The following is a 12927-nucleotide window of genomic DNA, read 5'->3' as shown; positions in this document are numbered from 1 at the left end:
CGGGCGCCGGTCCGCGCCGCGGCCGACCCGCGCCGCGCGAGGCCGGTGAGGTCGGTCGCCGTTGCGGCGGCGAGGCCGTGCGCCCGGAGGTCCGCCGCGCCCTCCAGCGCGGTGGTGGTGTCCCGTAGCGCGGCGATCCGCAGCTCGGCCTCGGCCCGGGCGGCGCCGGCGTCCACCCGCCGGTGCACGGCCAGGACCGTCGCGACCGTGGCCAGCAGCACCAGCCCGGCCGCACCCGCGGCGGCCGGCGACACCAGCGCCAGCGCGGCGGCCGTGGCCGCGGTGACGACGCCGGCCACCAGGGCGGGCGGCACCACCCGCACCGAGAGGTCCTGCACGAGGCCGACGTCCCCCACGACGCGGGCGAGGGCGGAGCCCGGCGTCCGGTCTGCGGCGATGCCCTGCCGGGCCAGCGCCCGCCACACCCCGACCCGCAGGTCGGCGGCCATGCGGAGCGCCGCGTCGTGCGCGGTCATCCGCTCCACCCAGCGCAGGCCGGCCCGGCCGAGCCCGAACGCCCGCACGCCCACGATGGCGACGAGGAGCGTGAGCACCGGGGGCATCTCCGCCGCGCGCACGATGAGCCAGCCGGAGACGGCGGTCAGGGCGATCCCGGCGCCGGCCGACGCGGTGCCGGCGGCGACCGCCCGCGCCAGCGCCCTCCGCGGCCACCCGAGCGGGCGCAGCTCCGGACTCTCGGCGTGGAGAGGGCGGTCAGTCCGGTCGGGGGGCGGACTTTCCGCGCCGGAAGTCCGGTCATGGTCCGGACTCTCGGCGCGGAGGGTCCCGTGCGGGAGGGTGACCGTCCGGTCGGCGAGGGCGGCCAGGACGGGGTCGTGGGTGACCAGGACGATCGTCACCGTGCCGCGCAGGGCGGCCAGCACGGCGGAGACCCGTGCGGCGGCCGCGTCGTCCAGGTGCGCGGTCGGCTCGTCCAGCAGCAGCAGGCGGGCTCCGCGGCGGATCCGCACGAGCGCGCGGGCGAGCGCGACGCGCTGCAGCTCGCCGGGGGACAGGGTGGCGCAGCTGCGGCCCGCGAGCTCGGCCGCTCCCACCCGGGCCAGCGCGTCGACGGCGAACGCCTCACCCACGACCTCGTCCACCCCGGGCTCCGAGGCCGCGTGCCGGCGGAGCTCGTCGGCGACCGTCTCGCCGGTGGTGCGCGGGTGCTGCGGCACGACCGCGACCGTACCGGCAGGGACGCCGGTCACCGTCCCCTCCACCGCGGCCGTCGGCGGCAGCAGCCCGGCCAGGACGGCGAGCAGCGTCGACTTGCCCGAACCGCTGGCCCCGGCGACGGCGACCAGCTCGCCGGGGCGGACGTCCAGGTCCACGGGCGGCAGCGCCGGGACGGCCCGCCCGGGGTGGCGCACGGTCAGCCCGCGGACGGCGACGTCGGCACCCCGCGGGTCGTCGTCCGCCGGCTCGGGGATGACCGGCGGGAGTGCCGGTGCGGCCAGCACCGTGCGCGCCTCGGCCGCGGCCAGGGCGGCGTCCTCCGAGGCGTGGTGGGCGGCGCCGAGCGCGCGCAGCGGGGCGAAGGCCTCCGGCGCCAGCAGCAGCGCGGTCAGCCCGACGGCCAGCGCGAGGTCGCCGTGCACCAGCCGCAGGCCGACGGTCACCGCGACCAGCGCGACCGAGAGGGTCGCGATCAGCTCCAGCACCAGGGCGGAGAGGAACGCCAGCCGCAGCGTCGCCAGCGTGCGGCGTCGGGACGCCTCGCCGAGCTCGGCCAGGGTGGCGGCCTGCTCGGCGGCCCGGCCCAGCCCGACCAGCACCGGGAGTCCGCGGACCAGCTCGGCGACGTGCGCGGCGATGCGGTCCAGGGCGCGGGCGGCGGCGGTCGTGCCGTCCCGCGTGGTGAGGCCGACCAGCACCATGAACACCGGCACCAGCGGCAGCGTGACCGCGACCAGCACGGCCGAGAGCAGGTCGGTCCAGGCCAGCACGACCAGCAGGGCCGGCGGGACGACGAGCGCCTGCGCCAGCGCCGGGAGCTGGGCCGCCAGCCCGGGACCGAGGTCGGCCAGCCGGGTCGTGGCCAGCACCGCCGCCGGCCCGGGGCCGCCGGCCGCCGCCACCGCGGCCGGGGAGTCGGCGAGCCGGGCGACCAGCGCGGCGCGCAGCTCCTCCTCGGCGCGGCAGGCGTCGCGGTCGGCGAGCAGCTCGCCGGCCCACGCGGTGACCGCGCGCAGAGCGACCCCGGCGGCGGCCACCAGCAGCGGAGCGGCCACCGGCCCGTCGGCGTGCCCGGCGGCGCGGGCGACGGCGTGCGCCAGCCCGGCGGCCAGCAGCACGAGACCCGCCGTCTGCACCAGCGCGACGGCGGCCTGCCGGACCAGCGCGGCGGTCAGCCCCGGGACGCCGGCCAGCGCCGCCAGCGGCCCGCGCCCCCGGCGGTTTCCGCGGAAATCGCCGGTCGGGGCGGGCCTCCCGCGGCTCATGCGTGCACCGGCTCGGCGGTCAGCCGCTTGCGGAACACCCAGTAGGTCCAGGCCTGGTAGCCGAGCACCACCGGCAGGCCGATCCCGGCCGCCCACGTCATGACGGTCAGCGTGTAGGCGCTCACCGAGGCGTCGGTGACCGTGACGTCGAACGCCGGATCGATCGTCGAGGGGACGACGACGGGATACGCCGCTCCGAAGACGGCCGCCGCGGCGGCGACCAGCATCCCGCCCCACGCCGCGAACGCCTGCCCCTCCCGCCCGGCCCGCAGCCGCGCCCACGCGACCACGACGGCCAGCGCCGCGACCGCCCACAGCACCGCGGTGACCGGGGTGCCGTACCGCAGGTGCGCGATCCCGGCCCAGGCCAGCAGCGGCAGTGCGGCCACCGGTGCCCAGCGCCGGGCGAACGCGCGGGCGGCGACCCGCACCGGCCCGTCGGTCTTCAGCGCGAGGAACACCGCGCCGTGCACGACCGAGAACGCGAGGACGGCGGCCGCGCCGAGCAGCGCCGGCCACCCGAGCCCGGCCAGGGCGCCGCCCACCCGGGAGCCGTCGGCGTCGATCGGCAGCCCCAGCGTGGTCGCACCCAGCGCGGCACCGATCCCGGCCGCGGCGATGAGCGAGCCGGCGGTGATGACCCGCGTCCACGTCGCGTCCCAGGCCTCGGTGTGGTGCGAGTGCCGCCACTCGAAGGCGACCGCCCGGATGATCAACCCGAACAGCACGAGCACGAACGGCAGGTGCAGCGCCGGCAGCCAGGTGGCGTACCAGCCGGGGAAGGCCGCGAACACCGCGCCGACGGCGGTGATCAGCCAGACCTCGTTGCCGTCCCACAGCGGGCCGATGGTCCGCAGCAGGAGGTGGCGGTCGGCGGGGCGGCGGCCGAGCACCGGCAGCAGCGCGGCGACGCCGAAGTCGAACCCCTCGAGCAGCAGGAAGCCGATCCAGAGCACCGCGACGGCGGCGAACCAGAGGGTCTGCAGGTCCATGGTCAGCTCCAGCTCAGTAGGCGAACGAGAGGACGTCGTCGTCGCGGTCGGCCGGCCGGTCGGCGTCCGGCGGGTGTCCGGGTGTGGGCGCGCCGTCCCCCGTGGTCACGCCCCGGCGGACGAAGCGGGTGATCAGCCACAGCTCGACGACGGCGAGCGCTCCGTAGACGGCGGTCAGCGCGATCAGCGACGTCCACACCTCGGTGGCGCTGATGCCGGGGGAGACGGCCTGCGCGGTGAAGAACCAGACCTGCTCGTCGACGGGCACGTCCGGGTTGGGGTAGACGACGAACGGCTGGCGGCCCATCTCGGTGAAGATCCAGCCGGTCGCGTTGGCGACGAACGGCGCGGCGACGGCGAGCAGCGCGCCGTACACGCCGATCCGCCAGGTCGGCACCCGTCCCCTGCGCGTAGCCCACAGCGCGTAGGCGGCGACGCCGGCCGACACCGCGCCCATGCCGATCATCAGCCGGAAGCTCCAGTAGGTGACCCCGAGCAGCGGCGTGTAGTCGATCTCCTCGCCGGCCAGCGCGCCGAAGCGCGACGGGTCGTCGGGGTAGGTCTCGCCGTAGACCTCGCCGTAACGCTCCTGCAGCTCGTTCACGCCGGGAACGGCGGTCGAGAAGTCGCCGTGGGCCAGGTAGGAGAGCAGGTACGGCACGGTGATCGAGTGCACGTCGTCGCACTCGTTGGAGCCGAGCTTGCCCCAGGCGAAGATCGAGAAGGAGGCCGGCGCCTCGGTCTCGCACAGCGCCTCGGCGGAGCTCATCTTGAGCGGCTGCTGCTGGTACATGAGCTTGCCCTGCCAGTCGCCGGTGAGGGCGACGAGGGCGAAGGCGGCCAGCGACACCCAGCCGCCGAGCCGCACCGACCGGCGCCACACGGCGTGGTCGACGTCGGTGGTCGGCCGGTCCGCCAGCTTCCGGCGGCGCAGGTGCCACAGCCCGACGCCGACCAGCAGCGCGCCGGCGACCATGAGCGCGGCGACGATCGCGTGGCTGAACGCGGCCAGTGCGGTGTTGTTGGTGAGGACGGCGAGGAAGTCGACCTGGACCGGCCGCCCGTCCTCGCTCACGGCGACGCCGACCGGGTGCTGCATCCACGAGTTGGCCGCGATGATGAAGTACGCGCTCACCACCGAGCCGATGACGGCGGCCCAGAGCGCGGCCAGGTGCAGCTTCTTCGGGATCCGGCCCCAGCCGAAGATCCACAGGCCGAGGAAGGTCGACTCGAGGAAGAACGCCAGCAGCGCCTCGAGGGCCAGCAGCGAGCCGAAGACGTCGCCGACGAACCGGCTGTACTCGCTCCACGCCAGGCCGAACTGGAACTCCTGCACCAGCCCGGTGGCGACGCCGAGCACGAAGTTGATCAGGTAGACCCGGCCCCAGAACCGGGTCATCCGCAGCCACTCGGGCTTGTCGGTCCGCACCCACATCGTGTGCATGACCGCGACCAGGATCCCCAGGCCGATGGTCAGCGGGACCATCAGGAAGTGGTAGACGGTCGTGATCCCGAACTGCCAGCGCGCCACGTCCAGGACGTCCACGGCCGCTCTCCTCACTGGGCGACGTACGATCGGTCGATTTCTTTCTACGCCGGGTAGAAGACGAAGTTCTACGATACGTAGAAGACGGTCGTGTGATCCGCAGGACAGGAGGACCCGTGGCGTCGCTGGGCGAGCTGGAGCGGGCGGTGATGGAGCGGCTGTGGTCGGCCGGCGGTCCGGTTGCGGCCACCGAGCTGCGCGACGGGCTGGCCGACCGGGGCCTGGCGCTGACGACCGTGCACACGGTGCTCAGCCGGCTGGAGCAGAAGGGCTTCGTCGTCCACGACGAGGCCCGGCCGCGCCGCTTCCGGGCGCGGGCCACCCGCGAGGAGCACGCCGCCGAGCTCATGCACGAGGTGCTCGGGCAGGCCGGTGACCGGCAGGCGGCGCTGGCCCGGTTCGTCGGGGGTGTCGACGCAGACGAGGCGCGGCTGCTGCGCGAGCTCCTGGCCGGGGCGGGTCCCGACACCGCGCGCTGAGCATGCTCCCCGCCACCGCGGCCGCCCTCGCCGTGCTGACCGCGCTGCTGGCCTGGCCCGTGCCGGCGCTGCTGGCCCGGGCCGGGTGGCCGCGCCGCGACCCGCTGGTCGCGCTGGTCTGCTGGCAGGCGATCGGGCTGGCCGGTGGCCTGTCCATCATCGGCGCGCTGCTCGTGCACGGTCTCGCGCCGTGGGGTCACTCGCTGCCGGAGGCGGGCTGGTCGGTGCTCACCGGGCACCCGGCGGCGGACCCGGTGCGCGGCGACCACTGGGTCACGCTGACCCTCGCCGCAGTGCTCGCCTCGGAGCTGGTCGGCGTCCTGCTGCTGTCGTGGCTGCGCACCGCCCGCACCCGCCGCCGCCACCGGGAGCTGCTGGAGCTCGTCGTCCGCCCGGCCGCGGTGCCCGACGCGCGGCTGCTCGAGCACCCCGCGCCGGTGGCCTTCTGCATCCCCGGCGCCAGGCCGCTGCTGGTGCTCTCCTCCGGGATGGTCGCCGAGCTCGACGCCGACCAGCTGGCCGCCGTCGTCGCGCACGAGCGCGCCCACCTGCGCGAGCACCACCACCTGTACCTGCTGCCGTTCGTGGCATGGGAGGCGGCGCTGCCGGTGCTGCCCGCGGCCGCCCGAGCGCACGCCGCGGTGCGGGCGCTGGTGGAGATGCGGGCCGACGACGTCGCGCTGGGGTCCCTCGGCGGGGCGGCGCCGCGGCGGACGCTGGCCCAGGCGATCGTCGTCGCGGCCGGCGGCGCCGGGGGAGCGGTGCCCAGCGGGGCGCTGGCGGTGACCGGCGGGGCGGTCGGCGCGCGGGTCCGGCGGCTGCTCGAACCGCCGTCCCCCCTGCCCGGCTGGGCGCGGGCGGCGGCGCTGCTGTCGGCCGGCCTGCTCCTCCTGGTGCCGACCGCCCTCCTGCTCCTCCCCGCCCTCTGACCCCGCCGGTCCCCGCGGAAACCGACGGAAGGGTCGCGGACTCCCGGCGGGGACTTGCGGCGCGGAGAGTCCGAGTCGGTCAGGCGGGGACGGCGGTGGTGGCGTCGGCGTTGCCCGGCAGCGGGGCGAACCGGCGCAGCCGCAGGCTGTTGGTCACCACGAAGACCGAGCTGAACGCCATCGCCGCGCCGGCGATCATCGGGTTGAGCAGCCCCGCGGCGGCCAGCGGCAGCGCGGCGACGTTGTAGGCGAACGCCCAGAAGAGGTTGCCCTTGATGGTCGCCAGCGTGCTGCGGGCGAGCCGGATGGCGTCCGCGGCCGCGCGGAGGTCGCCGCGGACCAGGGTGAGGTCCGAGGCCTGGATCGCGACGTCCGTGCCGGTTCCCATGGCCAGCCCGAGGTCGGCGGCGGCCAGCGCCGCGGCGTCGTTCACGCCGTCGCCGACCATGGCCACGACCCGGCCCTCGGCCTGCAGCCGCCGGACTACGGCCACCTTGTCCCGCGGCAGCACCTCGGCGACCACCTCGTCGATGCCGACCTCCACCGCCACCGAGCGGGCCACCGCCGCGTTGTCCCCGGTCAGCAGCACCGGGTGCAGGCCGAGCCCGCGCAGCTGGGCAACCGCGGCGGCCGAGGTCGGCTTGACCACGTCGGCGACGACCAGCAGCCCGCGCGCCGCGCCGTCCACCGCGACGAGCACGGCGGTGCGTCCGTCGGCCTCGGCCGCTCCCCGGGCCCGCTCCAGCTCGACCGGCAGGGCGACGGACTCCAGCAGGCGCGGCCGGCCGACCAGCACCGCGGCGCCCTCGACGACGCCGCGCACGCCGAGCCCCTCGAGCGAGGTGAACCCGTCGACCGACGGCAGCGGACCGGCCCGCTCGGCGGCGGCCGCGGCGACCGCCCGCGCGATCGGGTGCTCCGAGCCGTGCTCCACGGCACCCGCCAGCCGCAGCACCCGGTCGGGGTCCTCGCCGTCGGCCGGGACGACGTCGACCAGGGTCATCCGGCCGGTGGTGACCGTGCCGGTCTTGTCCAGGACGACGGTGTCGACGGCGCGGGTGGACTCCAGCACCTCCGGCCCCCTGATCAGGACGCCGAGCTGGGCGCCGCGGCCGGTGCCGACCATGAGCGCGGTCGGCGTGGCCAGCCCGAGGGCGCAGGGGCAGGCGATGATCAGCACGGCCACGGCCGCGGTGAAGGCGGCCGGGAGACCCGCGCCGGCGCCGACCCAGAAGCCGAGGGTGGCCACCGCCAGCACCAGCACGACCGGCACGAAGACGCCGGACACCCGGTCGGCCAGCCGCTGCACCTCGGCCTTGCCGTTCTGCGCCTCCTCGACCAGCCGGGCCATCTGCGCGAGCTGGGTCTCCGCGCCGATCCGGGTGGCCCGCACGACCAGCCGGCCACCGGCGTTCACGGTGGCCCCGACGACGGCGTCGCCCGGTCCGACCTCCACCGGCACCGACTCCCCGGTGAGCATCGAGGCGTCGACCGCCGAGGCGCCCTCGGTCACCTCGCCGTCCGCGGCGATCTTCTCCCCGGGCCGGACGACGAAGAGGTCGCCGACCGCCAGCTGCTCGACCGGCACCCACCGCTCGGCGCCCCCGCGGAGCACCGACACCTCCTTGGCGCCCAGCTCCAGCAGGGCCCGCAGCGCCGCACCCGCCCGCCGCTTGGACCGCGCCTCGGCGAACCGCCCGGCCAGCAGGAACGTGGTCACCCCGGCGGCGGCCTCCAGGTAGATGGTCGCGGCCCCGTCGCTCCGGGCGATGGTGAGCTCGAAGGGGTGTCGCATCCCGGGTTCGCCGGCGGTGCCCAGGAACAGCGCGTACAGCGACCAGAGGAACGCCGCTCCGGTGCCGAGCGAGACGAGGGTGTCCATGGTCGCGGCGCCGTGCCGCAGGTTGGTCCACGCAGCCCGGTGGAACGGCAGCCCGCCCCACACGACCACCGGGGCGGCCAGCGTCAGCGAGAGCCACTGCCAGTACTCGACCTGCAGCGCCGGGACCATCGCCATGGCCACCACCGGCACGGTGAGCACGGTGGAGACCACCAAGCGGGTGCGCAGCGGGTCCGCGGCCGGGCGCTCCTCGGGACGGGGCCGGGGCAGCGTCGCAGTGTACCCGGTCTTCTCTACCGTGGCGATCAGGTCCGCGGGGGTGACCGCGCCGGCGTAACTGACCCGCGCCTTCTCCGTGGCGTAGTTGACCGTCGCGGTGACGCCCTCCAGCCGGTTGAGCTTCTTCTCGATCCGGGCGGCGCACGAGGCGCACGTCATGCCGCCGATCGCGAGCTCGAGCTCGCCGGCCGGGGGCGGGGTGGTGGTGCTCACACGGGTCTCCTCAGTCGCCGTGACCGTGGCCGGCCGGCGCGTCGGGGGCGGTCGCGTCGCCGTCGGGGCCGACGCCGCCGGGGTCGACGCGGACGGTGAAGGCGGCGGTGTGGACGGCGTCGTCGTGCCGGAAGTCCAGGAACAGCCGGTAGGTCCCCGGGGACGCCGCCGGCGCGACGTAGGTCTTGTGCGGTCCGGCGGTGGGGGCGGTGCTCGCCGGCGGCTCGGCCGGGTGCGGGTGCAGGTAGGCGAGGTCGCCCGTCCGCAGCGCCACCAGGATGCCGTAGGCGCCGAGGTAGGGCTGCAGGTCGGTGACCGGCCGGCCGTCGCGGCTGACGCTGAAGGTCAGCTCCGACTCCTGCCCGGCCGCGAGCCCCCCGGTCAGGGCGACCGAGTAACCGTCGACCTCGGCGACCGCGGCGGGCTCCGGCAGCGGCTGAGGGTCGTAGCCGCCGGCCACCTGCAGGTCGGTGCCCAGGGTCAGGTTCCGGCCGAGGGCGCTCGGGGTGAAGTCGGCGACCACCCGCCAGCTGCCCGGCGTCAGCTCCAGCGGCACCCGCCACGTCCCGTCCGGGCCGAGCTCGGGGTGCAGGCGCTGGTAGCCGGTGAGGTCGCGGCGGGCCGCGACGAGGTGCAGGTCCTCCACGTGCTCGACGTCGTAGTCGGCCACCGGAGCGCCGTCGGGCCCCAGCACACGGAAGGCCAGGGACGCCGTGCCGGCCGGCAGCCGGTCCTCGAGGGGTTCCAGGACGTACCCGGACCCGGTGACGGCCAGCCCGCCGTCGGCGGCGCCGGACGGGGGCGCGGGTGCGGCGGCGGGCGTGGCCGCGGCGGGGGACCCGGGGCCGTCGACCGGTCCGACGACGAGGCCGACGCCCACGGCGGCGGCGAAGACCGCGCCCAGGCCGAGCGCGACCACACCGAGCTTCAGCGGGGTGTTCATGGGGGTCCTCCCCAGGGTCGGCGGCGGGCGGAGGGCAGGCGCGGTCCGGCCGGCCCGCCGGTCAGCCGCCGGCCACCTCGTAGCCGGCCTCCTCGACCGCCGCGCGCACGGCGCCGTCGTCGACGGGCTCGGTGCTGGTGACGGTCAGGCCGCCGGTGGTCAGGTCGACGTCCACCGAGGTGACGCCGGGCAGCGCCTGCACCTCCTCGGTGACGGCGGTGACGCAGTGCCCGCAGGTCATGCCGACGACGGTGTAGGTGGCGGTGCTCATCGGGGGGTCCTCTCGGGGTGGGTGGTCACGAGCGCACCAGGCGGGCAATGGCCTCCGAGGCCTCGCGGACCTTCTCGTCGGCCTCCCGGCCACCGGCCTGGGCCGCCTGGACGACGCAGTGCGACATGTGCTCCTCGAGCAGGCCGAGCGCCACCGACTGCAGTGCCTTCGTCATCGCGGAGACCTGGGTGAGGATGTCGATGCAGTACTTCTCGTCCTCGACCATCCGCTGCAGCCCGCGGGCCTGGCCCTCGATGCGGCGCAGCCGCTTGAGGTAGTCGTCCTTGCGGTGGATGTAGCCGTGCGGGCCCTGGTGCGGGTCGCTCTCCACGTCGGTCCTCCTGGCGGCTCGGGAGCTCGTGCCAGGAACCATACCCCCCCAGGGTAGGAGCGTCGAGGAGACCCGGGTCACCCGTCCGGGGGCCTGGCGCGCAGCCGGTCGACGATCTCCTGGAGCCGCTCGCTGTCGGCCCGCGCGTCGGCCAGCTCGTCCTGCAGGTAGAGGATGACCTCCGCCGAGGCCAGGGTGTGCCCGTCGTCGAGCAGGCCGCGCAGCCGCGCGGCGAGGGTCAGCTGGTGCCGGGAGTAGCGGCGGTGGCCGCCGGGGGAGCGGTGCGGCTGGAGGACCCCGGAGGAGTCGAGGCTGCGGAGGAACGCCGCCTGCACGCCGAGCAGGTCGGCGGCCTGGCTCATCGTCAGCGCCGGGTAGTCCGGGTCGTCGAGCCGGCGCAGCGCGTCGCCGTCCCGGGAGCTGTCGGCCATGGCGGTGCCTCCGGTGTACTGATGCGCAGAGGCCGGGTCCGTACGGACCCGGCCTCTGCGGTGGGTGTGCCGATCAGCTCTCGACGGACCGTTGCTCCGTCGAGGCGCCCGCGGACTCGCCCTCGATGGTCCGGCCCTCGACGGCGACCGGCGTGTCGGCCCGGGTCACCGTGATCTTGCGGGCCCGCGCCTTCTCCGCGACCGGGATGCTCAGGGTGAGGACCCCGTCGTGGTAGTGCGCCTCCAGCCGGTCGGTGTCCAGGCTGCGGCCGAGGACCAGTTGCCGGGTGTAGCTGCCGTAGGGCCGCTCGGCGATGCTCCACTCCGCGTTCTCGATCTGCGGGACCGAGCGCTCGGCCGTGACCGTCAGCGTGGTGCCCTCGACCGACAGGTCGATCGAGCCGGGGTCGACGCCGGGCAGGTCGAAGTGGGCGACGAAGTTGTCGCCGACCCGGTAGGCGTCCATCGGCATCCCCGACAGCGGTCGGGCGGTCATGGAGCCCGGGCGGCCGGTGAGCTGGTCCAGCGCGCGGAAGGCGGCGGACGTGGCGGCGAACGGGTCGTAGGCGGTCAGCATCATCTGTGTGCAACCTCCGTGTGCGGTGCTGTCGTGTTCGCTGCCCGAGGTGGAACCTCTAGTGGCAACTGGAGATTACCTCGGGTGCGCACCGGTGTAAACATCCAACTTCCACTGATTTCTTCCCGGTCAGTGCACCCACCGCAGGGCGGCGGTCACCTCCTCCGGTGACCGCCCCGCCAGCGCCGCGACCTCCCCGCGCCGGACGTCGGCGATCGTGGCCGCCACCTCCTCGCCGAACGCCGCCCTCAGCACGTCGTCCGCCTCGAAGGCGCGCAGCGCCTCCTCCAGGGACGACGGGACCGCGCGGATGCCCGCCGCCCGCCGCTGCTCGTCGGAGAGGGTGCCCGGGTCGACGTCGACCGGGGCGGGCAGCGTCGCCCGGGACGCCACCCCGGCACGGCCGGCGGCCAGCAGCCCGGTGAGCAGCAGGTACGGGTTGGCCGCCGCGTCGATGCACTTGACCTCCACGTTCGCCGCGGCCTCCCGGTGGCCCCGCGGGCCGGGGACGAGCCGGAGGGCGGCCTCCCGGTTCTCCGGGCCCCAGACGGCGAACGCGCCCGCCCAGTGCGAGGGGACCAGCCGCAGGTAGGAGGCGACGGTCGGGGCGCCGACCGCCAGCAGACCGGGCAGGTGCTGCAGCAGCCCGGCGACGAACGCCTCGCCGCCGGAGGTCAGACCGCAGGCGCGGTCGCCGCCGGTCATGAGGTTCGCGCCGTCGCGCCACACGGACAGGTGCACGTGGCCGCCGTTGCCGACGCTGCCGGCCAGCACCTTGGGGGAGAAGGAGGCCCGGACGTGGTGGCGGGCGCTCACCGCCTTGATCGTGTGCCGGACAAGGACGGTCGTGTCGGCGGCCGCGACCGGGTCCTCCGCCGCGACGCTCACCTCGAGTTGCGCGGCGGCGTACTCGGGGTGGAACTGCTCGACAGCGATCCCCTGATCGGCGAGGGCGGTGAGCAGGTCGCGGGCGTAGTCGGAGACCTCGACGTGCCGGGCCATCCCGTAGGCCGGGCCGGAGAACGCCGGGACGAAGGCCCCCGGCTCGCTGCCCGCCGGCAGGTCGGCCAGCCCGAGCACCCACTCCACCTCGAAGGCGGCCCGCACGGCGAGCCCCTCGCTCGCCAGCGCGTCGACCGTCCGGCGCAGCAGCAGCCGGGAGTCCTGCACGTGCGGCTCGCCGTCCAGGTCGTACCGGTCGGCCGGCGCCCACGCCCAGCCGGGCTGCGCGGCGAGGACGGTCAGCCGGTCCAGGTCCGGGTGCAGCCGGAGGTCCCCGACGGCACTGCCGGCGAAGCGCCCGGCGATGATGGAGTCGTCGAACAGGAAGGCGTCGAACACCGGGCTCATCCCGACGCCCCAGGCCGCCGCGTCCGGCAGCCGGTCGACCGGGACCGCCTTTCCCCGGGTCACCCCGCTGGTGTCGACCCACGGCAGCACGACGCCCACGACGCCGGCACCGCGCAGCCGGCTCGCCAGCCGTCCGCCCTGCTCCCGCCGCCGGTCCCGCTCCTCCTGCTCCACGGGGTTCCTCCCGTCCCGCCCCGTCGACGGACGGGGTGTCTGCTGGGCGCACGGCCCGGGCCCTCCCGCGCCGCCGTGGGCGGGAGCACACTCCTGCCGCCCGACGTGCGCAACGGTCCCCGCGACGA

12 protein-coding genes are annotated in these 12927 nt (G+C 76.1%); 2 read left to right on the top strand and 10 right to left on the bottom strand.

The annotated features are described in order from the left end of the window. From MY526_RS07245 to MY526_RS07235, 3 genes are all read right to left on the bottom strand, one after another. The coding region (locus tag MY526_RS07245) for an ATP-binding cassette domain-containing protein (protein WP_436703577.1) at positions 1-2444 on the bottom strand (2444 nt) is incomplete at its 3' end. Next, the gene (gene cydB, locus MY526_RS07240) at positions 2441-3436 is read right to left on the bottom strand and encodes a cytochrome d ubiquinol oxidase subunit II (protein ID WP_436703576.1); all 996 of its coding nucleotides are present in this window, start codon (positions 3434-3436) and stop codon (positions 2441-2443) included. The genes MY526_RS07245 and cydB, both read right to left, overlap by 4 nt. A 13-nt stretch (positions 3437-3449) precedes the next feature. Further along, entirely contained in the window at positions 3450-4982 is a 1533-nt protein-coding gene (locus MY526_RS07235; protein WP_436703575.1) for a cytochrome ubiquinol oxidase subunit I, read from the bottom strand. Between the two features lie 116 nt (positions 4983-5098). On the opposite strand from MY526_RS07235, the gene MY526_RS07230 reads away from it, so the two are divergent. Both MY526_RS07230 and MY526_RS07225 read left to right on the top strand, forming a co-directional pair. Continuing rightward, the gene (locus tag MY526_RS07230) at positions 5099-5461 is read left to right on the top strand and encodes a BlaI/MecI/CopY family transcriptional regulator (RefSeq protein WP_436692331.1); all 363 of its coding nucleotides are present in this window, start codon (positions 5099-5101) and stop codon (positions 5459-5461) included. 2 nt (positions 5462-5463) lie between these two features. Next, complete coding sequence (locus MY526_RS07225; RefSeq protein ID WP_436703574.1) at positions 5464-6390, top strand: M56 family metallopeptidase; 927 nt, start codon at positions 5464-5466, stop codon at positions 6388-6390. Between the two features lie 79 nt (positions 6391-6469). Here MY526_RS07225 and MY526_RS07220 read toward each other — a convergent pair whose 3' ends face one another. The 7 genes from MY526_RS07220 to MY526_RS07190 all read right to left on the bottom strand — a co-directional run bounded on the left by MY526_RS07220 (position 6470) and on the right by MY526_RS07190 (position 12799). After that, positions 6470-8722, bottom strand: a complete 2253-nt coding sequence (locus tag MY526_RS07220; RefSeq protein ID WP_436703573.1) for a heavy metal translocating P-type ATPase — start codon at positions 8720-8722, stop codon at positions 6470-6472. 10 nt (positions 8723-8732) lie between these two features. Further along, positions 8733-9665, bottom strand: a complete 933-nt coding sequence (locus tag MY526_RS07215) for a hypothetical protein (protein ID WP_436703572.1) — start codon at positions 9663-9665, stop codon at positions 8733-8735. 61 nt (positions 9666-9726) lie between these two features. After that, the gene (locus MY526_RS07210) at positions 9727-9936 is read right to left on the bottom strand and encodes a heavy-metal-associated domain-containing protein (RefSeq protein ID WP_436692327.1); all 210 of its coding nucleotides are present in this window, start codon (positions 9934-9936) and stop codon (positions 9727-9729) included. A gap of 25 nt (positions 9937-9961) precedes the next feature. Then, positions 9962-10267, bottom strand: a complete 306-nt coding sequence (locus MY526_RS07205) for a metal-sensitive transcriptional regulator (RefSeq protein WP_436703571.1) — start codon at positions 10265-10267, stop codon at positions 9962-9964. A 77-nt stretch (positions 10268-10344) separates the two neighbouring features. Continuing rightward, on the bottom strand, positions 10345-10698 hold the full coding sequence (locus tag MY526_RS07200; RefSeq protein ID WP_436692325.1) for a helix-turn-helix domain-containing protein: 354 nt from the start codon (positions 10696-10698) through the stop codon (positions 10345-10347). Positions 10699-10771: 73 nt separating this feature from the next. Beyond that, complete coding sequence (locus MY526_RS07195; protein WP_436692324.1) at positions 10772-11278, bottom strand: Hsp20/alpha crystallin family protein; 507 nt, start codon at positions 11276-11278, stop codon at positions 10772-10774. Between the two features lie 126 nt (positions 11279-11404). Continuing rightward, positions 11405-12799, bottom strand: a complete 1395-nt coding sequence (locus MY526_RS07190) for a glutamine synthetase family protein (RefSeq protein WP_436703570.1) — start codon at positions 12797-12799, stop codon at positions 11405-11407. Positions 12800-12927: the final 128 nt, after the last annotated feature.

Origin of the sequence: Geodermatophilus sp. CPCC 205761 (assembly GCF_051383655.1) — a bacterium.
Classification (GTDB): Bacteria; Actinomycetota; Actinomycetes; order Mycobacteriales; family Geodermatophilaceae; genus Geodermatophilus.
The sequence above is the reverse complement of the archived record's forward strand: the minus strand, read 5'-3'. Positions and strand labels throughout refer to the sequence as shown.

What these genes read in the sequence shown, in the direction of transcription:
- MY526_RS07215 (WP_436703572.1), bottom strand. Translation starts at nt 9,665, where the DNA reads ATGAACACCCCGCTGAAGCTCGGTGTGGTCGCGCTCGGCCTGGGCGCG.
- cydB (WP_436703576.1), bottom strand. Translation starts at nt 3,436, where the DNA reads ATGGACCTGCAGACCCTCTGGTTCGCCGCCGTCGCGGTGCTCTGGATC.
- MY526_RS07210 (WP_436692327.1), bottom strand. Translation starts at nt 9,936, where the DNA reads ATGAGCACCGCCACCTACACCGTCGTCGGCATGACCTGCGGGCACTGC.
- MY526_RS07225 (WP_436703574.1), top strand. Translation starts at nt 5,464, where the DNA reads ATGCTCCCCGCCACCGCGGCCGCCCTCGCCGTGCTGACCGCGCTGCTG.
- MY526_RS07195 (WP_436692324.1), bottom strand. Translation starts at nt 11,278, where the DNA reads ATGATGCTGACCGCCTACGACCCGTTCGCCGCCACGTCCGCCGCCTTC.
- MY526_RS07200 (WP_436692325.1), bottom strand. Translation starts at nt 10,698, where the DNA reads ATGGCCGACAGCTCCCGGGACGGCGACGCGCTGCGCCGGCTCGACGAC.